A 21,816-nucleotide genomic window follows, 5' to 3' on the forward strand; every position below is an offset into this window, starting at 1 on the left:
GTGATCCGGCCCAGGTGCCGCAGCTCGTCCAGGGTGCCCGACTCGACGGTGCGCCCGGCCCGGACCCCGAGGCTCTCGGGGGCGCCGCCGGTCATTCGGCCATCGCCGGTTCGGGCGCCGGCTCGGTGCGGCGCATCGTCGTCACCAGCAAGGCCAGCCCGGCGAACAGCGCCGCCGCGATCACGCCCGTCACGTTCACCGCCGTGGTGAACGCCGCCTTCGCCTGGTTCGCCACCTCCGCGTGCGTCACGTCGACCGCGAGTGTCGTTCCCGCCGGGAACGCCGCGTGGTACACCGCCGTCGCCGTCAGGCCGATCAGGGCCAGGCCCAGTGAGCCGCCCAGGTAGTTGCCCGTGTCCGCCATCGAGGCCGCCGAGCCCGCTCGCTCCGGCGGGACCGATCCCAGCACCAGGCCGATCCCCAGCGCGAACAGCGGGCCCGTGCCCAGCGTCAGCACCGCGATCCCCAGCATCGTCAGCGGCAGACCGCCGGTGAAGGCCAGCAGGACGCCGCCCGCCGCCGAAATCAGCAAGCCGCCCGCGATCGCCGTTGGCGGGGTCATCCAGCGGGTCAGGGACGGCGCCGTCATCGTGCCCGCCGCGACGCCCAGCCCCATCGGGGCGAACAGCACCGCCGACGCGAGCGGCGAGTAGCCCAGGACGCTCTGCAGGTACTGCGTCACGAGCAGCCCGACGCCGGCCATCGCGACGCCGGCGACCACCAGCGCGACCAGCACCGCCGTGAACGGCCGGTTCCGGAACAGCCGCAGGTCCAGCAGCGGCGGCGACGTCGTCAGCTGACGGCGGACGAACACAGCGCCCAGTGCGGCCCCGGCGGCGACCGCGAAGAGCGGCACCAGCAGCTCGCCGGCGGCCAGCTGCTTGAGGCCGAACACGATCAGCAGCACCGCGGCCAGCGAGAGCCCGACGCCGGCGAAGTCGAGCCGTCCGGACGCGGGCGCGCGGAACTCCGGCAGCAGGACCGGCCCGGCGACGAGCAGCACGCCCATGGCCGGCACCGCGACCAGGAACACCGAGCCCCACGCGAAGTGCTGAAGCAGGAACCCGGCGAGGACCGGACCGGCCGCGCCACCCGCGAACTGGCACGTGGCCCAGATCGAGATCGCCTTCCCGCGCTGCCGGTCGTCGCGGAACATGTTCGTGATCAGGGCGAGCGTCGACGGCATCAGCGTCGCCCCGGCGACGCCCAGCGCTCCCCGGGCCACGATCAGCATCTCGGGGCTGGTCGAGAACGCGGCGACGACCGACGTCACCGCGAAGGCGGCGCCGCCGAAGAGCAGCAACCGGCGGCGCCCGATCCGGTCGCCGACCGTGCCCATGGTGATCACGAACCCGGCGACGACGAAGCCGTAGCTGTCGGTGATCCACAGCTGCTCGGTGGCGCTCGCCCCGAGCTCGGCGCTGAGCTGCGGCAGCGCGAGGAACAGCGAGGTCATGTCCATCGCGACGAGCAGGGTGGGCAGCACGAGCACCGTCAGCCCCAGCCACTCCCGCCGTCCGGCCGGCTTGTCCATTTCGACTCCTTCTCGGTGGTCCGATCACCAAGGGGTCGGAGCCGCCGGAGCGGACCGGACACGGGAGCGGAAGAAAATCCGCCGGAGATGCCAGCTGCCCTGGCTGATCAGGCAGCGTGCCAGGCGTGGCCGGCGAAGGCTTCGTCCAGCGGTGCCTGGATCAACCGGTTCGCGTACGTCGACACCGTGTACGTCCCGATGCCCAGCACCACCTCCAGCGCGTTGCGCGGCGTGAACCCCGCGCCGACGAACGCCTCCAGCGCGCCGGGTGGGACGTCGCCCGTTGTGTCCATCACCGCGTGCACGAACTGCCGCAGCGCTTCCAGTCGCGGGGAAGGCAACGACGATTGCGCCCGCAGTGCCGACACCAGCTCCGGCGCCGCGGACAGCCCCTCGAGCGACGCCGTGTGCATCGCGACGCAGACGTGGCAGCCGTTGCGCGTGGCCACCGTCATGATCAGGACTTCCCGCTCCAGCGCCGGCAGCGTCGTGGACTCGAAGATCGCGTTCAGTTTGAGGAAGCCGTTCAGGGTCTCCGGTGACGTCGCCATCCGGGCGACGGCCGGCGGGACGTGGCCGAACTTCTTCGCGGTGGCCGCCATCGTCGGGCGCGCGGCCGGGGGTGCAGACTCCGGGGTGTGATCCGGGAACAAGACGTCTCCAGACGTAGTATCGACAATGTGGTTGTCGAAACCGTAAACCTGGTTGTCGAGTTTGGCAAGGGGTCATGACCGACTCGCCCGGCTACGAGCTGCCCTTCCTGCTCTTCGGCGGCTTCCGCACGCTCATCGACCGCCTCCACGCCGAGCTCGCGCGCCGGGGCCACCCCGACGTCCGGCCGTCGTACGGCTTCGCGATGCAGGCCATCGGCGTCCAGGGTGCGACGGCGTCGGAGATCGGCCGCCGCCTCGGCGTGTCCAAGCAGGCGGCGGGCAAGACCGTCGAGCGGCTCGAAGCGCTCGGGTACGCCGAGCGCGCCGAGGACCCGGCCGACGCGCGCCGCAAGATCGTGCGGCTCACCGCGCACGGCGTCGACGCGCTCACGAAGTCCGCGGAGATCTTCGACGAGCTGAGAAAAGACTGGGCCCGCACGGTCGGCGCCGAGCGGATGAGCGCGCTCGAGACCGACCTGCGCGCGGTCGTCGGCCCCGCGGCCTACCGGCTCGACGCCGCGGGCTGGTTCTCCAGCTAGAAACCGCAGCCCGGGTCCGGCGCGTCCTCCGACAGCGGGCTGCCCGCCGGGAGCACGTACAGGACTTCCAGCACCAGCGGCGTCGATCCGAGGTTGCGGCCGATGTGCACCTGGTCGGGCTGCTCGGTGAACGCGCGCCCGGTGCCGAAGATGCCGTCGATGCTGCAGTCGGCCAGGTTGTGCGTGAGCGTCCCGGCCTTCACGTACGCGTAGAGCGTGCCGTCGTGGAAGTGCCAGCCGGTGTAGCCGCCGGGCTGGACGGTGATCTCCCGCAGCGTGTAGTCGGTGTGGCCGATCGTCTTCTGGGCCAGGATCGTGCCGGTGACGCCACTGCCGGGCGTCGCGGAAGCGGACGAGGGCAGCAGAACCGCGGCCAGCGCGGCGGCGGCGAGAACCGTGAGCGGCTTGCGCATCGGCCCAAGCTACCGCGTCCGGGCGCGTTCGTGGGCACCGCGATCCGGGTACCGTGCCCGCATGGACGCGGAGGTTTTCGGGCAGGTGCTCGGCGCGGTGCGGGAGTTCGTGCGCAAGGAGGTCGTGCCGCGCGAGGCGGAAATCGACGAGCGCGACGAAATCCCCGCCGAAATCCGGGACAAGGCCGCCGAGCTGGGCCTGTTCGGCTGGGCGCTGCCGGAGGAGTACGGCGGGCTCGGCCTGGGCATGGCCGAGGACGTCCGGCTCGCCATCGAGCTCGGCCACACGACGCCCGCGTTCCGGTCGCTGTTCGGTACCAACAACGGCATCGCCGGCCAGGCGATCGTGCACTACGGGACGCCGGACCAGCGCACCCGCTGGCTGCCCCGGCTGGCCGCGGGCCAGGCGATCGCGTCGTTCGCGCTCACCGAGGCCGAGGCCGGTTCGGACCCGGGCGGGCTGACCAGCCGCGCGGTCCGCGACGGCGACCGCTACCGCCTCTCGGGCACCAAGCGGTTCATCACCAACGCGCCCCTGGCCGAGGTCTTCGTCGCGTTCGCGCGCACGGACCTCGACAGCACCGGCAGCCGCGGCATCTCCGCGTTCCTGGTGCCAGCCGGCGCGGAAGGCGTCACCGTCGGCCCGCACGACGCCAAGATGGGCCAGGCCGGCGCGTGGACGTCGGAGGTGGTCTTCGACGACGTCGAGCTGCCGGCCGACGCGCTGATCGGCGAGGAGGGCAAGGGCTTCGGCATCGCGATGGCCTCGCTCGCCCGCGGCCGGCTGCACATCGCGGCGCTGTGCGTCGGCATGGCGGAACGTGCGCTCGCCGAAGCCGTCGAGTACGCGCGGACGGCGCGTCAGGGCGGCCGGGTGATCGGTGAGTACCAGCTCGTGCAGGCGCTGCTGGCGGAGTCGCACGCCGAGCTCGCGGCCGGGCGCGCGATGGTGCACGAAGCCGCGGCGAAGTACGACTCCGGCGAGGACCGCAAGCTCGGGCCGTCGTCGGCGAAGCTGTTCTGCACCGAGATGCTCGGCCGCGTCGCCGACCGCGCGGTCCAGGTGCACGGCGGCATGGGCTACGTCCGCGGCGTCACGGTCGAGCGGATCTACCGCGACGCGCGGCTGTTCCGGATCTACGAGGGCACCAGCGAAATCCAGAAGCTCGTGATCGCGCGGCAGCTGCTCAAGGACTGAACTTGCGCTGGAGTTCACTCCAGCTCCTAGTGTCGGAAGCATGACCACCGCACAGCACAAGATCGGCTCGGGCTTCGGCGCCACCAGCACGGCGTCCGAGGTCCTGGCCGGCATCGACCTGACCGGCGAGCTCGCGATCGTCACCGGCGGCTACTCCGGCATCGGGCTCGAGACGACCCGGGCCCTGACGCGGGCGGGCGCGCACGTCGTCGTCCCGGCCCGCCGCCGCGCGACGGCGGAAGAAGCGTTGCGAGGCTTCGACAACGTCGAGATCGACGAGCTGGATCTCGGCGACCTCGACAGCGTCCGCGCGTTCGCCGAGCGGTTCCTCGCTTCGGGGCGGGGCATCGACGTCTTCATCGGCAGCGCGGGGATCATGGCGTCGCCGGAGACGCGCGTCGGGCCGGGCTGGGAGGCGCAGTTCGCGACCAACCACCTCGGGCACTTCGCCCTGGTGAACCGGCTCTGGCCGACGTTCACTCCGGGCGCGCGCGTCGTGTCGGTGTCTTCGCGCGGCCACCACTACGGCCCGGTCCGCTTCGACGACCTGAACTTCGAGCGGGGCTACGACAAGTGGCTCGCCTACGGCCAGGCGAAGACGGCGAACGTCCTCTTCGCAGTCCAGCTCGACAAGCTCGCGCGCGAGCGCGGTGTCCGGGCGTTCGCCCTGCACCCCGGCCGGATCCTGACCGATCTGGTGCGGCACCTGGACCGCCAGGAACTGGTCGACGCGGGCATGGTCGACGAGACCGGGCAGGTCACCGGCGGCGCCAAGACGCCCGAAGAGGGCGCGGCGACGCAGGTCTGGGGGGCGACGTCGCCGCAGCTCGACGGCCTCGGCGGCGTCTACCTCGAAGACTGCGACATCGCCGAGCCCGCGCCCGCCGACGGTGGCCGCGAAGGCGTCAAGGACTACGCGGTCGACCCGGTGCTGGCCGAGCGGCTGTGGACGGTGTCGGCCGAGCTCACCGGAGTGAACGCCTTCTAGCGGTTTGGGGGGCGGGTGGCGGAGCCTCGCCTGTCACAGCTTCTCGATCTGCTGCATCAGCAGGTCGATCTCCTCCTCGGTGTTGTAGTAGTGCACCGACGCCCGGACCATGTCGGGCAGGTCGCGCGCGGTGAAGTCGAACTGGGCCGACGTCCGCGACGAGATCGACGTGTTGATGTTCGCCGCCGCGAGCCGTGCCTTGATGTCGGCGGCCGGGGTGCCGTCGAAGCTGAAGGTGACGATGCCGCACTTGCGGGCGCCGGTGTCGTGCACGCGCGCTCCGGCTTCGGTGAGCCGGGCGCGCAGGGTGGCGGCCAGTGAGGCGACGCGCGTTTCGATGGCGGGAAGGCCCCACTCGAGCGCGTAGTCGATCGCCGCGCCGAGGCCGAACACCGCCGCGAAGTCGCGTTCCCACACCTCGAAGCGCTTGGCGGTCGGGTCGACGACGTACTCGGTGGGCGACGTCCAGACCGCCGAGTGCAGGTCGAGCATCGCGGGCTCGAGCCGCTCCCGCAGCCGCGGGTGCACGTAGAGGAAGCCGGTGCCGCGCGGGCCGCGCAGGTACTTGCGGCCGGTCACCGAAAGCGCGTCGCACTTCAGGCGCGTGACGTCGAGATCGACCTGCCCGGCCGACTGGCACGCGTCGAGCAGGAACGGGATCCCGGCCGCTTCGGCGACCGCGCCGACCGCCTCGGCCGGGTTGACCAGGCCGCCCTGGGTGGGCACGTGGCTGATGGCGATCAGCTTGACGTCGCCGTCGACGCGCCGGCGCAAATCTTCGACGTCCAGCTGGCCCGATTCGTCGTCGCCGATCACCTCGACGACCGCGCCGGTGCGCTTGGCGACCTGGAGGAACGCGATCGCGTTGCTGGCGTACTCCGCGCGGGAGGTGAGGATCCGGTCGCCGGCCTGGAACGGCAGCGCGTAGAACACCGCCTGCCACGAGCGCGTCGCGTTGTCGGTGATCGCGACGTCGTCGGGTTCGCCGCCGACGAGCCGCGCCGCCGATGCGTACACCGCCTCGAGGCGATCCGACGCCTCGGCGGCCGCCTCGTACCCGCCGACCAGCGCTTCGTGGCGCAAGTAGCCGACGACCGTATCGGTCACGACGGCCGGTGGGAGCGCGGAACCGGCATTGTTGAAGTGGACCACTTCGGCGCAGCCGGGCGTTTCACGGCGGGCGCGGTCGACGTCGAAGGTCATGTGAACTGAATACAGTAGAGATCTTCTGTATGCAATACTGCCGCCATGGCCCGGACGCCGCTGCGCAGCGACCTCATCGAGGAGATCACCACCCGCGTGCTGGACGGCCGGTTCGCCGCCGGCGCGCGCGTCAACGAGGTGCACCTGGCGCGCGAGCTGGGCGTCAGCCGGACGCCGCTGCGCGAGGCGCTGATCGGGCTCGCCGACCGTGGGCTGCTCGTCTCCGCGCCGGGCCGGGGATTCCTGGTGCCGCCGTTCGACCCCGACGAAGCCCGCCGCCTCTACCCGCTCGTCGCCGAGCTCGAGGCGCTCGCCCTGCGCTGGACGTCGCCGCTGGAGCTGGCCGGGCTGCCGGACGCGCTCGACGCCGTCGCCGACGAGATGGCCGTGGCGCTGGAGCGCGGCGAAGATCTGTCCGAAGTGGACGAACGGTGGCACGAGCTGCTGCTGTCCCGCTGCCCGAACGCGCACCTGCTGAGGCTGATCGGGCAAACGAAGCCGCTGCTCAAGCGGTACGAATCCTGCTACTTCGGCGGGGCGGCCCGTGCCGCGGAGAGCATCGGCGAGCACCGCCGGATCGCCGCCGCCCTGCGGGACGGGGACCTGCCGGCCGCATCGGCCGTGCTCGTCCGCAACTGGGTGAAGGCGTTGGCGTACCTGGGGAAGGACGAAAGATGATCATCGCGCACCTGAGCGACCTGCACCTGGACGACGGACCGCGCGCCGAGGAGCGGGTCGCCGCCGTGTTGGGGTACCTGGCGGATCTCGCGGTGGACGCCGTCGTCATCACCGGCGACATCGCCGACCACGGCGCGCCGTCGGAGTACGCCCGCGCCGCCGAGCTGCTGAAGCACCCGGCGCCGGTGCTGGTGTGCCCGGGCAACCGCGACGTCCGGGCGGCGTTCCGCGAGGGATTGCTGGGCCTGCCGCCGTCCGACGCGCCCATCGACGTCGCGCGGGAGGTCGGCGGCGTCCTGTTCGCGATGCGCGATTCGACGATCCCGGGCCGTGGCGCGGGTTTCCTGGCCGACGAGACGCTGGAGTGGCTCGACGGCGTCCTGGCCGGTGGCGACGGCCCGGCGTTCGTGGCGTTCCACCACCCGCCGGTCGAGGTCGGCGTCCCGCTGGTCGACGCGATCCGGCAGTCGGGGGAGGAGCGGCTGGCTTCGGTCCTGAACCGCCACCCGCGCGTGGTGGCGCAGCTGGCCGGGCACGTGCACACGGGCGCGTCGACGACGTTCGCCGGCGTGCCGCTGCGCATCGCGCCCGGCGTGGTTTCGCAGTCGCTGCTGCCGGTCGAGCCGGGCGCCGGCCGCGGCTGGGACGAGGGCGGGCCGCTGGACTACGAGCGGCCGCCGTCCCTGCTGCTGCACGTCCTGCACGACGACGGCCGGGTCACCACGCACCACCGCACACCCACATACTGAGATTCCCCTCCCAAACCACGCATCTTTCCTAGGGAAAGCTCCGCTTTGGGGCCCTCGAAGCGCCACTTTCACGGCGAAAGTGGCGCCTTGAGAGCAGGGGTCAGTGGCTGAACACCGGCAGGGTGATCTTCGACGGCCGGGCCGCGTCGTGGAACACCTCGAACCGGTTCGGCTTCCCCTTCACCGCCGAAGTCACCGGCTCGCCGGTCCCGTGGTTGCGCGCGAACCGCGGGAACGCCCCGCCCGCCACCTGGACCCGCAGCCGGTGGCCGCGGCGGAAGCGGTAGGCCGTCGGATCCAGCGTCACCTCCGCCGTCACGACCCCGTCGTCGCCGGCCACCGGGAATCCCGGCCGCAGCCGGCGGATCCCGTCGGTCACGTTGCGGGACACCCCGCCGGCGTCGACGTCGCACAGCCGGACGTAGACGTCGGCGTGCGGGAGCTCGGTGCGCACGTGCACGGTCGCCGTCACCTCGCCGATGACGTCGAGGTCCGACGGCAGCGGCTCGCCGGTGAACACCAGGACGTCCGGCCGCGCTTCGACCTCCTGGTTGTCGCGCTGCTTCCAGTCGCCGGTCAGCAGCGGCCCGCCGACCGCCGGCGTGGGGTCGGCCGGGTCGTAGGTGAACGTCGTCGGCAGCGCCCCGTCGCCGGCCCGTTCGCCGAGCCCGCCGATCGGCCGCAGGTGGGACGCGGTCGCCGTCGACGGCGGCGGCCACGACTCGAAGTCGAGCCAGGTCCCGGCGCCCTGCAGGAACAGCCGGACCGGGGCGCGCTGCAGGAATGTCCGGTCGCCGAGCAGGTGCGCGCGCAGGAAGCCGAGCTGGTCCCGGATCATCGGGCCCATGCTGGCGGGCTCGCCGTGCGCCCACGGCCCGATCGTGAGCCGCGGCGCCTTGCCCGCCTCGGCGAGGGTCCGGAAGTCGCGCAGCTGCGAGCCGATGAACAGGTCGTACCAGCCGGTGACCATCGACACCGGGACGTCCAGCTTCGCGACTTCGGCGCTGTGGTCGGACATGGACCAGTAGTCGTCGTCCGGCACGAAGTGCTCGGTGATGTCCTGGAGGAACTGCACCGGCTTCCCGATCGCGGCGACGTCGGCGCGGCTCAGCGGCAGGAACGACATCGCTTTCCGCGTCTTGCGCTTCTGCAGCGGGTTGGGCAGCGCGGCGAAGCGTTCTTCCTGGCGGCCGATCATCGCCGACCACGACACCATGTTGTCCGCCGCGAGCACGCCGCCCGGGTAGAACGTCGAGACGAACTCCGACGCTGTGACGCCGAGGCACATCGCGGCCAGGGGCGGGTCGAGGTAGGGGCCGACCGCCCACTGGGTGTGCCCGAGGTAGCTGGCGCCGGCCATGCCGATGGTCCCGTCGCACCACGGTTGCGCGCGCAGCCACTCGGCGGTCGCGACGCCGTCCTCGCGTTCGAGGTGGAAAGGCCGGAAGTCGCCGCCGGAGCCGAACGAGCCGCGGGTGCTCTGGACGACCGTCTGCAGCCCGTGGCGGGCGAACGTGTCGCCGAAGAGCTTCGACAGGATGCCCTTGCGGCCGTACGGCGTGCGGATCAGCACCACGGGCGCCGACGTCGTCCCGGCCGGGGCATACCGGTCGGCCAGGAGGGTGACGCCGTCGGGCATCGGCACGGTGAGATCGCGCGTCACGACCGGCTTGGGGCCTTCGGCGTGGGGCAGCCCGAGCATCTTGTCGACAAGTCGGTCCAGCACGGGCGCCTGCCTTCCGAAGTGGAGTAGGTCCTTCCGGATCCGACGGTACCTCAGTTCGCCCGGGCGAGCCGTTCCGGACGCAGCAGCTTCGCCAGCTCCTCGGCCGGGATCAGGCCCTTCTCGACGACGAGCTCGGTGACACCGCGCCCGGTCGCCAAGGCCTCCTTCGCGATCTCGGTCGCGGCCGCGTAGCCGATGCTCGGGTTGAGCGCGGTGACCAGCCCGATCGAGTTCTCGACGTAGGAGCGCAGGACGTCGACGTTCGCCGTGATCCCCGAGACGCACTTCGTCGCCAGCGTCCGGCAGGCCGCGCCCAGGTGCGTGATGCTCTCCGACAGCGCGTGCAGGATGATCGGCTCGAACGCGTTGAGCTGCAGCTGCCCGGCCTCGGCGGCCATGGTCACGGTGACGTCGTTGCCGATCACCTCGAACGCGACCTGGTTGACCACTTCGGGGATCACCGGGTTGATCTTGCCGGGCATGATCGACGACCCGGCCTGCACCGGCGGGAGAGTGATCTCGTTGAGCCCGGCGCGCGGGCCCGACGACAGCAGGCGCAGGTCGTTGCAGCTCTTCGACAGCTTCACGGCGATCCGCTTGAGCACGCCGGACAGGTGCACGAACGCACCGCAGTCCTGCGTCGCCTCGATCAGGTCCGCCGCGGTGACGACCGGCAGCCCGGTGATCTCGCGCAGGTGGCGGCACGCGGCTTCGGCGTACCCCGGCGCCGCGTTGAGGCCGGTGCCGATCGCGGTCGCGCCCAGGTTGATCTCGTGCAGCAGCGCGACGGCCTCGTTCAGCCGCAGCCGGTCCTCGCCCAGCATCACCGCGTAGGTGCGGAACTCCTGGCCGAGCGTCATCGGGACCGCGTCCTGCAGCTGCGTGCGGCCCATCTTCAGGACGTCGTGGAACTCGACGGCCTTCGCGGCGAACGCCCGCTCCAGCACGATCATCGCCTCGGAAAGCCCGCGCACGGCGAGGATCGTCGCGACGTTCACCGCGGTCGGGTACGCGTCGTTCGTCGACTGCCCGAGGTTGACGTGCTCGTTGGGGTGCACGACGTGGTAGTCGCCCTTCGCGTGCCCGAGCAATTCCAGGGCGCGGTTCGCGATCACCTCGTTGGCGTTCATGTTGGTCGACGTCCCGGCGCCGCCCTGGATGACGTCGACGACGAACTCGCCGTGCAGCGCGCCTTCGCGGATCTCGCGGCAGGCTTCGCCGATCGCGTCGGCGATCCGGGGTTCCAGCAGGCCCAGCTCGGCGTTGGCGCGCGCCGCGGCCTCCTTGACCGAAGCCAAGGCCTCGATCAAGTGCGGGTAGGCGGCGAGCGTCGTGCCCGTGATGGGGAAGTTCTCCCGGGCCCGTGCGGTGTGCACGCCCCAGTACGCGTCGGCGGGAACGTCCTTGTCGCCCAGCAGGTCGTGTTCGCGGCGGGTGGTCATCACAGGCTCCCCACGAGAAATTTCCCGGTCACCCGCAGGTTTTCCGGGCCGGGTGGTACGTCGACGCCGCAGAGCTTCAGCGCCGCGGCCAGCACGGGCAGGCGCGCCCGGTCACCGCCGTCGGCGATCTTGACCGCGATCGCCGTGCCGTCCGGCAGCGCGGCGACCTGGACGGCCTCGAAGCCGTCCTTCGCGATCAACCCGGGCACCGCGCGCATGACGGCGGTGACGTCGCGGCGGCTGCCGCCGACCAGCTCCGGGTGCCGGCGGATCCCGTCGGCGACCAGGTGGTCCGGGGTGCCTGGCGCGGCCGTGGCGATCTTCGCGACCGCCGTGGCGAGCCCGCGCAACGTCGTCGCGAACAGGGGTGCGCCGCAGCCGTCGACCGCGACCCGCTCGATGCCGTGCCCGGTCAGGTCCTCGACGGTGGCGGCGATCGCGCGCTGCAGCGGGTGGGCCGGGTCGAGGTAGCCGTCCGTGCTCCAGCCGTTCAGGTCGCAGGTGGCGAGCATCGCCGCGTGCTTGCCGGAGCAGTTGTGCGCGAGCCGGCTCGGGACGCGGCCGGCGGCGAGCCAGCGGTCGCGCTCGACCGGGTCGTACGGGAAGCCGGCCGGGTTGCCCAGCGCGTCGGGGGAGCGTCCGCCGAGGACGTCCCGGACGGCGTCGAGGTGCGGCGGCTCGCCGGAGTGGCTGGCCGCCGCGATGGCGAACCCGGCGGGGGACAGGCGCAGCCCGAGCCGGGCCATCGCCGTGGCCTGCACCGGTTTCGCCGTCGACCGCGGGTACATCGCGGCGTCCGGGTCGCCGGCGGTGAAGAGCGTGGTGCCGTCCGGGGCGAGCACGATCGCGGAGCCGTGGTGCACGCCTTCGACCAGGCCGTCGCGCACCAGCTCGACCAGCGGTTCGTGGTTCACATGCCCTCCTCGTCGAACGCGCGCATGTCGATCCGCTTGCGCGCCGCGAACCAGCCCACGACCAGCGCGACGGCGATCGCGGGCAGGGCCAGCAGGGTGATCCGGCCGGTCTCGTCGAAGCCCATCAGCACGACGACCGCGGCAAGGAACACGAGCGTCGCGATCTCGGTGTACGGCGAGAACGGCAGCCGGAACGCGGGCCGCTCGAGGCCGTCGCGCCGGGTCTTGCGGACGAAGAGCAGGTGACAGACCACGATGATCGCCCAGGTGGCGAGGATGCCGATCGCGGCGAAGTTCAGCACGATGTCGAAGGCCTCCTTCGGCACCAGGTAGTTCAGCCCGACGCCCAGCACGCAGACCGACGCGGTGAGCAGGATGCCGCCGTAGGGCACGTGGTTGCGGTTCATCACGCCGGTGAACCTCGGCGCCGAGCCCGCCTTGGCCATCGACCGCAGGATCCGGCCGGTCGAGTAGAGGCCGGAGTTCAGGCTGGACAGCGCCGCGGTGAGCACGACCAGGTTCATCACGCTGTCGGCCGCGGGCACGCCCAGGTGCGAGAGCACGGTGACGAACGGGCTCTGGTCCTTGGTGTAGGAGCTCCACGGCAGCAGCATCGCCAGCAGGACGACCGACCCGACGTAGAAGACGAGGATGCGCCACATGATGGAGTTGATCGCCTTCGGCATGATCTTCTCCGGGTGCTCGGTCTCGCCGGCGGCGACGCCGACCAGCTCGACCGAGGCGTAGGCGAACACCACGCCCTGCACGATCAGCACCATCGGCAGCAGCCCGGTGGGGAAGATCCCGCCGTGCCCGGTGATCAGCTGCGGGCCGGGGGCGGCGCCGTCGATCGGCGTCTGCGTCACCAGCAGGAAGATCCCGATGAGCATGAAGAGCACGAGCGCGGCGACCTTGACGATGGCGAACCAGAACTCCATCTCGCCGAACAGCTTCACCGAGACCAGGTTCAGCGTCAGGACCACGGCGAGGGCGATCAGCGCGAGCACCCACTGCGGGACCGGCGAGAAGAACGACCAGAAGTGCGCGTAGAGCGCGATCGCCGTGATGTCGGCGATGCCGGTGGTCGACCAGTTGAGGAAGTGCATCCAGCCGGCGACGTACGCGCCCTTCTCGCCCATGAACTCGCGGGCGTAGGAGACGAAGGCGCCGCTGGACGGCCGGTAGAGGATGAGCTCGCCGAGCGCGCGGACGACGAAGAAGGCGAAGAGCCCGCAGACGGCGTAGACGATCGCGAGGGCCGGCCCGGCCTGCGCGAGGCGTCCGCCGGCGCCGAGGAAGAGGCCGGTGCCGATCGCGCCGCCGATGGCGATCATGTTCACGTGCCGCGGCTTGAGGGCCTTGGCGTAGCCGGCGTCGCCCGCGTCGGTGGTGTGGGCGGAGGCCGTGAGGGTCTGCTCGGTCACCGGTCCCCGTTCACGATGCTGGTCAGAGTGGCTTCGACGTGCGTGAGGTGCGCGGTCATGGCGGCGACGGCGTCCTGCTCGGAGCCGCTCTCGATCGCGGTGACGATCTCCCGGTGCTCGGCGTTCGACCGCGCGCGCCGGCCGCCGAGCTGGTTGAGGAAGGCGGACTGGCGGGCCAGCGCGTCCCGGATCTCTTCGATCACCTTCCCGAAGACGGGGTTGCCCGAGGCCTGGGCGATGGTGATGTGGAAGAGCGAGTCGAGCGCGACCCAGGCGGTGTTGTCGGTCTCGGCGTCCATCCGCTCGACGAGGTGGCCGAGCAGGTCGAGGTCGTCCTGGCTGCGCCGCAGGGCCGCGTAGCCGGCGACGGGGATCTCGACGTGCCGGCGCACCTCGATGAGGTCGCGGGCGGAGTAGGGCCCGAAGGTGGGGTTGTCGGCGGGCCCGGCGGCGGTGACGAAGGTGCCCTTGCCGGTCTTGGACTCGGTCATGCCGAGGGCTTGCAGGCCGCGCAGAGCTTCCCGGATGACCGACCGGCTGACCTCGAACTCCCTGCTCAGGGAGGCTTCGGAGGGAAGCTTGGCGCCGACGGGGTACTCCCCGCGTTCGATCAGCCGCCGCAGGTGGGCCAGCACGGCTTCCATGGCGCTGATCCGCCGGAGACCGCCTTGTCCGGCTGTCTGGCTGTCAGACAGGTTCATGCGGGGAATGCTCGGTGCCGGGGGTGCCGGTGTCAACGCGAGCCGGGGCGGCTGTGGCTCACCTCACCGGTGCGCGCGGCCGCCGGGACGCAGTGAATGACCCTTTCCCTGCGTCCGGCGCCAGGAATGGGTCATTCACTGCATCGGGGACGGGGCCCGCTCACCTGACCCGCCGCCCGCGTGCCGGCCCACTCCGCAGGCCCGGCGGGGAGGTCGCGAATGACTCACTCGGGACCTCCGGCGCCGCGAATGAGTCATTCGCGACCCGGCAGCCGCGCCCCACCGACCCCCCAGCGGCGTCCCCGAGTGATCGCCCGGCAGCGGCGCGTGGCCGTGCTCACCACCGCCCGAAGAGGGGGCGCGTCGCAGCGGCGGAACACCTCCCGCGAGGAGCAGAATCGACCCCGGCGAGCGCGTGCGCGCCCGGCGAGAGCCACGGGTTAGGGTGAGTGACCCGGGCGCAGCCGGTCCCATTCACCTAGGGGAGGTTTTCGCTGGTGTCGAACGATTCCTTCGTCCACCTGCACGTCCACACCGAGTACTCGATGCTCGACGGTGCGGCGAAGATCGCCCCCCTCTTCGCGGAGGCGGCGCGCCTCGGCATGCCCGCGGTCGGCATGACCGACCACGGCAACATGTACGGCGGCGACGAGTTCTACCAGCAGTCGAAGAAGCACGGCCTCAAGCCGATCATCGGGATCGAGGCCTACGTCGCACCGGAGAGCCGGTTCCACAAGAAGCCCGTCTTCTGGGGCCAGTCGAACCAGCGCGGCTCCGACGAGCTGGGCGAGGGCGGCGACGTCTCGGGCGCCGGTGCCTACACCCACATGACGATGCTCGCGCAGAACGCCACCGGGCTGCGGAACCTCTTCAAGCTGTCCTCCTTGGCCAGCATGCAGGGCTACTACCGCAAGCCCCGGATGGACCGCGAGCTGATCGCGGACAACCACACCGGCATCATCGCCACCACCGGCTGCCCGTCGGGCGAGGTGCAGACCCGGCTGCGGCTGGGCCAGAAGGAAGCGGCGATCCAGGCCGCGTCCGACTACAAGGACATCTTCGGCGCCGACAACTTCTTCCTCGAGCTGATGGACCACGGCCTGCCGATCGAGCGGTCGGTCCGCGAGGGCCTCCTGGAGGTCGGCCGCCTGCTCGACCTCAAGCCGATCGCCACGAACGACTCGCACTACGTCACCAAGGACCAGGCGGACACGCACTCGGCGCTCCTGTGCGTCCAGGCCGGCAAGACCCTCAACGACCCGACCCGCTTCAAGTTCGACGGCGACGGCTACTACCTCAAGTCCGCCGCCGAGATGCGCGAGTACTGGGACAAGGAAGTCCCCGGCGCGGCCGACACGACGCTGATGATCGCCGAGCGCGTCGAGTCCTACGAAGAGGTCTACTCGCACAAGGACCGGCTGCCGTTCTTCGAGGTGCCGGAGGGCTACGACCAGGGCGGCTGGCTGCGCGAAGAGGTCGCCAAGGGCCTGAAGTGGCGCTTCCCGGACGGCCCGCCCGAGGGGTACCCCGAGCGGATCGAGAAGGAGCTCGACGTCATCATCGGGAAGGGCTTCCCGGCCTACTTCCTGATCGTCGCCGACCTCATCAGCTACGCCCGCAAGGTCGGCATCCGGGTCGGCCCCGGCCGTGGTTCGGCGGCCGGTTCGCTGGTCGCGTACGTCCTGGGTATCACCAACCTGGACCCGATTCCGCAGAAGCTGCTGTTCGAGCGGTTCCTGAACCCCGAGCGCGTCTCGATGCCCGATATCGACATCGACTTCGACGACCGCCGGCGCGGCGAGATGATCCGGTACGCGACCGACAAGTACGGCTCGGACAAGGTCGCCCAGGTCATCACGTTCGGCACCATCAAGACCAAAGCCGCGATCAAGGACTCCGCCCGCGTCCACTTCGGGCAGCCGGGCTACGCGATCGCGGACAAGATCTCCAAGGCGCTGCCCCCGCCGATCATGGCGAAGGACATCCCGCTTTCGGGCATCGTCGACTCGAAGCACGAGCGCTACGGCGAGGCCGCCGAGGTCCGCGCCCTGGTCGAGACCGACGAAGAGTGCAAGACGATCTTCGAGACCGCCCGCGGCCTCGAAGGCCTGATCCGCAACGCCGGCGTGCACGCCTGCGCGGTCATCATGTCCTGCGACCCGCTGACCGACGCGATCCCGCTGTGGCAGCGTGACGACGGCTCGATCATCACCGGCTGGGACTACCCGTCGTGCGAGGCCATCGGCCTGCTGAAGATGGACTTCCTCGGCCTGCGGAACCTCACCGTCATCGGCGACGCGATCGACAACATCAAGACCAACCGCGGGATCGACATCGACCTCGACACCCTGGCGATCGACGACCCCGAGACGTACAAGCTGCTGGCCCGCGGCGACACGCTCGGCGTGTTCCAGCTGGACGGCGGCCCCATGCGTGACCTGCTGCGCCGCATGGAGCCCACGGTGTTCGACGACATCGTCGCGGTCGGCGCGCTGTACCGCCCCGGCCCGATGGGCATGAACGCGCACAACGACTACGCCGACCGGAAGAACAACCGGCAGAAGGTCAAGCCGATCCACCCGGAGCTCGACGAGCCGCTGCGGGAGATCCTGGCCGACACGTACGGCCTGATCGTGTACCAAGAGCAGATCATGCACATCGGCCAGAAGGTGGCCGGGTACACGATGGGGCGCGCGGACGTGCTCCGCCGCGCGATGGGCAAGAAGAAGAAGGAAGTCCTCGACCTCGAGTACGAGGGCTTCGAGGCCGGGATGAAGGCCAGCGACCTGGTCCCGGGCGGGTTCTCCGCCGAGGCCGTCAAGGCGCTCTGGGACACGATCCTCCCGTTCGCCGGCTACGCGTTCAACAAGAGCCACGCGGCCGCGTACGGCCTGATCTCGTACTGGACCGCCTACCTCAAGGCGAACTTCCGGGCCGAGTACATGGCGGCCCTGCTCACCTCGGTCGGCGACAACAAGGACAAGTCGGCGGTCTACCTGTCCGAGTGCCGCCGCCTCGGCATCAAGGTGCTCCCGCCGGACGTCAACGAGTCGGCCCTGCGGTTCGCGGCCGTCGGGGACGACATCCGCTTCGGCATGGGTGCCGTCCGCAACGTCGGCGCGAACGTCGTCGAGTCGATCATCAAGACGCGCGCGGAGAAGGGCAAGTACGCCTCCTTCACCGACTTCCTCGACAAGTCCGAGCTCGTGGTCTGCAACAAGCGGGTCATCGAGTCGCTGATCAAGGCGGGTGGGTTCGACTCGCTCGGCCACACGCGGCTGTCGATGATCCAGGTCCACGAAGACGCGGTCGAAGCCGTCGTCCCGCTCAAGCGCCAGGAGGCGATGGGCCAGTTCGACCTGTTCGGCTTCGGCGGGGACGAGGGCGAGGCGGCCCCGTCGTCGTCGCCGCTCGCGCACCTGAGGTTCGGCGAGGAGGAGTACCCGCGCAAGCAGCTGCTCGCCTACGAACGCGAGATGCTCGGCCTGTACGTCTCGGCGCACCCGCTCGACGGCGCCGAGCGGATCCTGCGCAAGCACGCCCCGAAGCCGATCGCCGGGATCCTCGCCGATCCGCCGCGGGAAGGCGAGATCGTCATCTCCGGGCTGATCACCTCGCTCGAACGGCGCGTCAACAAGAAGGGCGAGCCCTGGGCGATCTGCACGGTCGAAGACATGGACGCCTCCCTCGAGGTGCTCTTCTTCCCGAAGTCGTACGCGCTGTTCGCGAGCGAGCTGATCGAGGACAACGCGGTGCTGGTCAAGGGCCGGGTCAACTGGCGCGAAGACAAGATGTCGATCTTCGGCGGCGGCCTCGCGACGCTGGACCTGTCCGAGGTGGGCACGGGCAACGGCGACGACGAGCCGCCGCTGGTCCTGCTCGCCGCGGCGGAGAAGATCGACCAGTCCGTCGTGAGCGAACTGCGGTCCACTTTGCTCGCCCACAAGGGTGAAACGATGGTCCACCTCAAGCTGGTGGGCCGGAACCAGACGGTGTTCGCGCTCCACGACTACCCGGTGAAGGTCAGCTCCATGCTGATCGGCGAGCTCAAGGGCATCCGAGGAATCACCGCAAGTACGTAGGTTCGGTACGAAACGGGCGGGACCGCGGCGGACAACGCGCGCGGGTCCCGCCCTTCGTGTTTGCTGGACAGGATGACTTACGAACCCGACCCCCGCCGCTGGAAAGCGCTCGCCGTCTCGCTGACGGCCGGGTTCATGGGCCTGCTCGACGTCAGCATCGTCAACGTCGCCCTGCCGTCGATGCAGTCCGGGCTGCACGCGAGCAGCGGCGGCATCCGCTGGGTCGTCTCCGGGTACGCGCTGGCGTTCGGCCTGGTCCTGGTCACCGGCGGCCGGCTCGGCGACGCGTTCGGCCGCCGGACCATGTTCCTCGGCGCCCTCGCCGCGTTCGTCATCACGAGCGCGCTGGCGGGAGCCGCGCCGAACGAGACGACGCTCGTGATCGCGCGCCTCGCCCAGGGCATGGCCGCGGGCATGCTGACCCCGCAGAACACCGGGCTGATCCAGGACCTCTTCCGCGGCGCCGAGCGCGGCCGCGCGTTCGGGATGTTCGGCGCCGTCGTCGGGATCTCGACCGCCGTCGGGCCGATCCTCGGCGGGGTCATCCTCGCCGCCTTCGGTGCCCAGGACGGCTGGCGCTGGGTGTTCTACGTCAACGTGCCGATCGGCGTCCTCGCGTTCGCGCTGGCCTTGCGGCTGCTGCCGCGCAGCGAGAAGAAACAGTTCCGGGTGCGCTCGGAGATCGACTTCCTCGGCATCGTCCTGCTCGCGGTCGCCGTGCTCGGTGTGCTGCTGCCGGTCATCGAATCCGACTCCGACGGCCCCGCCCGGCTGTGGTGGATGTTCGTCGTCGCGCTGGTGTTCGGGTACGCGTTCGTGCGCTGGGAACGCTCGGTGGTCCGGCGCGGCCGGTCGCCGCTGCTGGACACCCGGCTGTTCACCGGCACGCCGGGGTACTCCGCGGGTGCCGCGGTCGGCGCGCTCTACTTCTGCGGGTTCGCCGGGATCTGGCTGGTTTTCGCGATGTTCTTCCAGCAGGGCCTCGGCTACACGCCGCTGCAGTCCGGGCTGTCGGTGACGCCGTTCGCGGTCGGCTCGGCGGTGTCCGCGGCCGTTGCCGGGCGGCTGGTGCCGACCTACGGCCGGCGGCTGACCGTGACCGGGCTGGCCATGGTCGCGGTGGGCCTGCTCGCCGTCGCGCTGCTCGCCGAGCTCGTCCCGCCGTCGGCGTCCGGGTGGGCGTTCGCGCTGCCGCTGGCGTTCGCGGGGGTGGGCGGCGGCATGGTGATCTCGCCGAACACGACGTTGACGCTGGAGTGCGTGCCGGTCCGGATGGCGGGGGTCGCGGGCGGCGCGCTGCAGACCGGTCAGCGGATCGGCACCGCGATCGGCACCGCCGTCCTCGCGTCGGTGTTCGGCACCGTCGTCGGCTCGGCGACGGACTACCCGCTCGCGCTCACCGTCGCGCTGTGCTGCGCGGCCGGTCTGACGTGCACCGCGCTGGCCCTCGCGATCGCCGAACTCCGGGCGCGGCGCCACCGTGCGCAATCTTCCGAGCAGGATCAGGAGACCCGGAAGGCCGAAACGACCGCCGCGGACGTCCACCGAGGCTGAGACACTACTTTCGGCAAAGTGGCGATGCTCCATCCGAGTGACGAGCACGGAAAGACACTGGTGCTACGCAGAGCAACCGGGTAGATCTTATGGAGCCTTCACTGCGCGGCTTCGGCTACCGACAGTGGCAATCGGTCGGCCACCCGGGGATGGGGTGACCGGCACGAGCGATCGAGGCGTCCGGAGTTCGAGGGAATGGACACACTCGGTCACCTTCCATCCTGTGCGTTGTCGGCGTCCGCGGGGGACCGTCCGGCAACCGCGGAAGGGATGCCCATCGGCGGCTGCCGGCGCGTGACGGCAGCGGGTGGGCCCGGGTGAGGGGGAACCGGGCCCGCCCGTTCTTCGTGTCGTGCTTCCACCCGGCTCGTGATCATGTTGGGATGACCGCGTCCGACAGGCACGAGCGCAGGAGCTTCGATGACCGAGCAGCCGTTGCGGCCGGGGAACCGGCTCCGGGTCTGGTACCGGCCGATGCGGTCGCGCGACAGCAGTGAGCACCACCGCGTCGCGACGCCCCTGGAACTGCTGTTCGACCTCTGTTTCGTGGTCGCCGTCGGGCAGGCCGCGGCGTCGCTGCACCACGCGCTGGCCGAGGGCCACGCCGCCCACGGCGTCTCGTCGTTCGCCATGGTGTTCTTCGCGATCTGGTGGGGCTGGCTGAACTTCAGCTGGTTCGCCTCGGCGTTCGACACCGACGACGTCCCGTACCGGCTGGCCACGCTCGTGCAGATCGCCGGCGGGCTGACCGTCGCGGCGGCGGTGTCGAGCGCGTTCGAGGGCGACTTCCGGCTGATGGTCATCGGGTACGTCCTGATGCGGCTCGCGCTGGTGTTCCAGTGGCTCCGGGCCGCGCGGTCGGACCCCGGGTGCCGGCCCGCCGCGCTGCGCTACGCCGCCGGGATCGCGGCGGTCCAGGTGCTGTGGGTCTCCTACCTGTGGCTGCCGCACGGAGTGCGGGTGATCGCCTTCGTCGTGTTCGCGGTGCTGGAGATGGCCGTGCCGGTCTGGGCGGAGAGGCGGCACGGCACCACGTGGCACCCGCACCACATCGCCGAGCGGTACGGCCTGTTCACGCTGATCGTGCTCGGCGAGGTCATCCTCAGCGCGACGACCGCCATCAAGGAGGGCACGGCCGAAGCCGAGCACCTCGGCGCGTTGATCTCGCTGGCCGCGGCCGGCCTGGTGCTCGTGTTCTCGATGTGGTGGCTGTACTTCGACCGGCCGGGACACGCGCGGCTCGTCCGCCGGCCGACGATGTTCACGTCGATGAGCTGGGGCTACGGCCACTACTTCATCTTCGCCTCCGCCGCGGCCGTGGGGGCGGGGCTCGAGGTGGCGGTCGCCTACGACACGGGGACGCTGCACGGCCTCGGCGGGGTGGCCGCCGCGTTGCCGACGACGTTGCCGGTCGCGATCTTCCTGCTGAGCGTGTGGCTGCTGCACATCGGGCCGACCAACGAGTGCCGCCCGATCGCCATCGGCTTCCCGGTGACCGCGGTGCTCGTCGTCGCCGCGTCGTTCACGCCGGCGCCGATCCACGTCGCCGCGGTGCTGTCGGCGGCGCTCGTCGCGCTGACGGTCGTCGCGACCCGCGGGCAGCCCCAGTTCGGCTGATCGACGCAGGTCAGGGGCTTGGCGCGAAGAAAGGGGACCCCCCTGTGCGAGGCCGTTTCGGGGCATGTAAAGTTCTCCAAGTCGCCAGGGAAACCGGGCGGCCGCCGGGGCCACGAACCAAGCTCCCACGAACGTGGTAGAGTGGGTGGTCCTGAACCGAGGCGTTGGTCTCGGAACAACAAAGCTTGAAACAATCGCCGAGAGTTTCAGCCGCCGATAAAGCGGGTGGATTCAGAGTGTGTTGCTTGAGAACTCAACAGTGTGCTAGTGAACTAAGCCAGTAGAGCTTATGTATTGAACCTCGTATGAGGTTCCTTTGAGAGCATTAATTTGCCTCGATTAAACTGTTCATTGTTGGAGAGTTTGATCCTGGCTCAGGACGAACGCTGGCGGCGTGCTTA

The 21,816-nt window shown here is 70.7% G+C and carries 17 protein-coding genes; 8 read left to right on the forward strand and 9 right to left on the reverse strand.

All coding sequences use genetic code 11. The features are described 5' to 3' along the window. Positions 1-91: 91 nt before the first annotated feature. A complete protein-coding gene (locus AB0M83_RS44755; protein WP_364527577.1) occupies positions 92-1,534 on the reverse strand; it encodes an MFS transporter in 1,443 nt (480 codons plus the stop codon). Between the two features lie 107 nt (positions 1,535-1,641). Then, the gene (locus tag AB0M83_RS44760; RefSeq protein ID WP_364527580.1) at positions 1,642-2,187 is read right to left on the reverse strand and encodes a carboxymuconolactone decarboxylase family protein; all 546 of its coding nucleotides are present in this window, start codon (positions 2,185-2,187) and stop codon (positions 1,642-1,644) included. Positions 2,188-2,261: 74 nt separating this feature from the next. On the opposite strand from AB0M83_RS44760, the gene AB0M83_RS44765 reads away from it, so the two are divergent. Then, entirely contained in the window at positions 2,262-2,726 is a 465-nt protein-coding gene (locus AB0M83_RS44765) for a MarR family winged helix-turn-helix transcriptional regulator (RefSeq protein ID WP_364527583.1), read from the forward strand. Here the strand turns inward: AB0M83_RS44765 and AB0M83_RS44770 are convergent. Then, the gene (locus AB0M83_RS44770) at positions 2,723-3,139 is read right to left on the reverse strand and encodes a cupin domain-containing protein (RefSeq protein WP_364527586.1); all 417 of its coding nucleotides are present in this window, start codon (positions 3,137-3,139) and stop codon (positions 2,723-2,725) included. The two genes, AB0M83_RS44765 and AB0M83_RS44770, sit on opposite strands and share 4 nt — an antisense overlap. 61 nt (positions 3,140-3,200) lie before the next feature. Here AB0M83_RS44770 and AB0M83_RS44775 point away from each other — a divergent pair, with 61 nt between their 5' ends. Beyond that, positions 3,201-4,337 carry an acyl-CoA dehydrogenase family protein gene (locus tag AB0M83_RS44775; RefSeq protein WP_364527589.1) on the forward strand — a complete coding sequence of 379 codons (1,137 nt, stop codon included), beginning with the start codon at positions 3,201-3,203 and terminating at the stop codon, positions 4,335-4,337. 40 nt (positions 4,338-4,377) lie between these two features. After that, the gene (locus AB0M83_RS44780) at positions 4,378-5,325 is read left to right on the forward strand and encodes an SDR family NAD(P)-dependent oxidoreductase (protein WP_364527592.1); all 948 of its coding nucleotides are present in this window, start codon (positions 4,378-4,380) and stop codon (positions 5,323-5,325) included. Positions 5,326-5,358: 33 nt separating this feature from the next. Here the strand turns inward: AB0M83_RS44780 and AB0M83_RS44785 are convergent, their stop codons facing one another. Further along, complete coding sequence (locus tag AB0M83_RS44785) at positions 5,359-6,528, reverse strand: aminotransferase class V-fold PLP-dependent enzyme (RefSeq protein WP_364527595.1); 1,170 nt, start codon at positions 6,526-6,528, stop codon at positions 5,359-5,361. Positions 6,529-6,573: 45 nt separating this feature from the next. Between AB0M83_RS44785 and AB0M83_RS44790 the strand changes: the two genes are divergently transcribed. Both AB0M83_RS44790 and AB0M83_RS44795 read left to right on the forward strand, forming a co-directional pair. Further along, positions 6,574-7,206 carry a GntR family transcriptional regulator gene (locus AB0M83_RS44790; protein WP_364527598.1) on the forward strand — a complete coding sequence of 211 codons (633 nt, stop codon included), beginning with the start codon at positions 6,574-6,576 and terminating at the stop codon, positions 7,204-7,206. Continuing rightward, positions 7,203-7,955 carry a metallophosphoesterase gene (locus tag AB0M83_RS44795; RefSeq protein WP_364527601.1) on the forward strand — a complete coding sequence of 251 codons (753 nt, stop codon included), beginning with the start codon at positions 7,203-7,205 and terminating at the stop codon, positions 7,953-7,955. The genes AB0M83_RS44790 and AB0M83_RS44795 overlap by 4 nt, the downstream gene beginning before the upstream one ends. 100 nt (positions 7,956-8,055) lie before the next feature. Here AB0M83_RS44795 and AB0M83_RS44800 read toward each other — a convergent pair whose 3' ends face one another. Genes AB0M83_RS44800 through AB0M83_RS44820 form a run of 5 tightly spaced genes read right to left on the reverse strand, consistent with a single transcriptional unit; the run spans position 8,056 to position 14,105 of the window. After that, a complete protein-coding gene (locus AB0M83_RS44800) occupies positions 8,056-9,681 on the reverse strand; it encodes a CocE/NonD family hydrolase (RefSeq protein WP_364527604.1) in 1,626 nt (541 codons plus the stop codon). A gap of 50 nt (positions 9,682-9,731) precedes the next feature. Further along, positions 9,732-11,123, reverse strand: coding sequence for an aspartate ammonia-lyase (aspA, locus tag AB0M83_RS44805; RefSeq protein WP_364527607.1), 1,392 nt, complete (start codon positions 11,121-11,123; stop codon positions 9,732-9,734). Then, positions 11,123-12,037 (reverse strand): asparaginase, encoded by a 915-nt coding sequence (locus AB0M83_RS44810; protein WP_364527610.1) that lies wholly within the window; start codon positions 12,035-12,037, stop codon positions 11,123-11,125. The genes aspA and AB0M83_RS44810 overlap by 1 nt, the downstream gene beginning before the upstream one ends. Next, on the reverse strand, positions 12,034-13,461 hold the full coding sequence (locus AB0M83_RS44815; RefSeq protein WP_364527613.1) for an amino acid permease: 1,428 nt from the start codon (positions 13,459-13,461) through the stop codon (positions 12,034-12,036). Before AB0M83_RS44815 ends, AB0M83_RS44810 begins: the two co-directional genes overlap by 4 nt. Then, a complete protein-coding gene (locus tag AB0M83_RS44820; protein ID WP_364527624.1) occupies positions 13,458-14,105 on the reverse strand; it encodes a FadR/GntR family transcriptional regulator in 648 nt (215 codons plus the stop codon). The genes AB0M83_RS44815 and AB0M83_RS44820 overlap by 4 nt, the downstream gene beginning before the upstream one ends. A 554-nt stretch (positions 14,106-14,659) precedes the next feature. Between AB0M83_RS44820 and dnaE the strand changes: the two genes are divergently transcribed. From dnaE to AB0M83_RS44835, 3 genes are all read left to right on the forward strand, one after another. Next, positions 14,660-18,244 (forward strand): DNA polymerase III subunit alpha, encoded by a 3,585-nt coding sequence (gene dnaE, locus AB0M83_RS44825; protein WP_364527616.1) that lies wholly within the window; start codon positions 14,660-14,662, stop codon positions 18,242-18,244. 72 nt (positions 18,245-18,316) lie between these two features. Beyond that, positions 18,317-19,798 carry an MFS transporter gene (locus tag AB0M83_RS44830; RefSeq protein WP_364527618.1) on the forward strand — a complete coding sequence of 494 codons (1,482 nt, stop codon included), beginning with the start codon at positions 18,317-18,319 and terminating at the stop codon, positions 19,796-19,798. Between the two features lie 420 nt (positions 19,799-20,218). Next, on the forward strand, positions 20,219-21,415 hold the full coding sequence (locus tag AB0M83_RS44835) for a low temperature requirement protein A (RefSeq protein ID WP_364527621.1): 1,197 nt from the start codon (positions 20,219-20,221) through the stop codon (positions 21,413-21,415). The last annotated feature ends 401 nt before the right edge of the window (positions 21,416-21,816 follow it).

Origin of the sequence: Amycolatopsis sp. NPDC051106 (genome assembly GCF_040682775.1) — a bacterium.
Lineage (GTDB): Bacteria > Actinomycetota > Actinomycetes > Mycobacteriales > Pseudonocardiaceae > Amycolatopsis.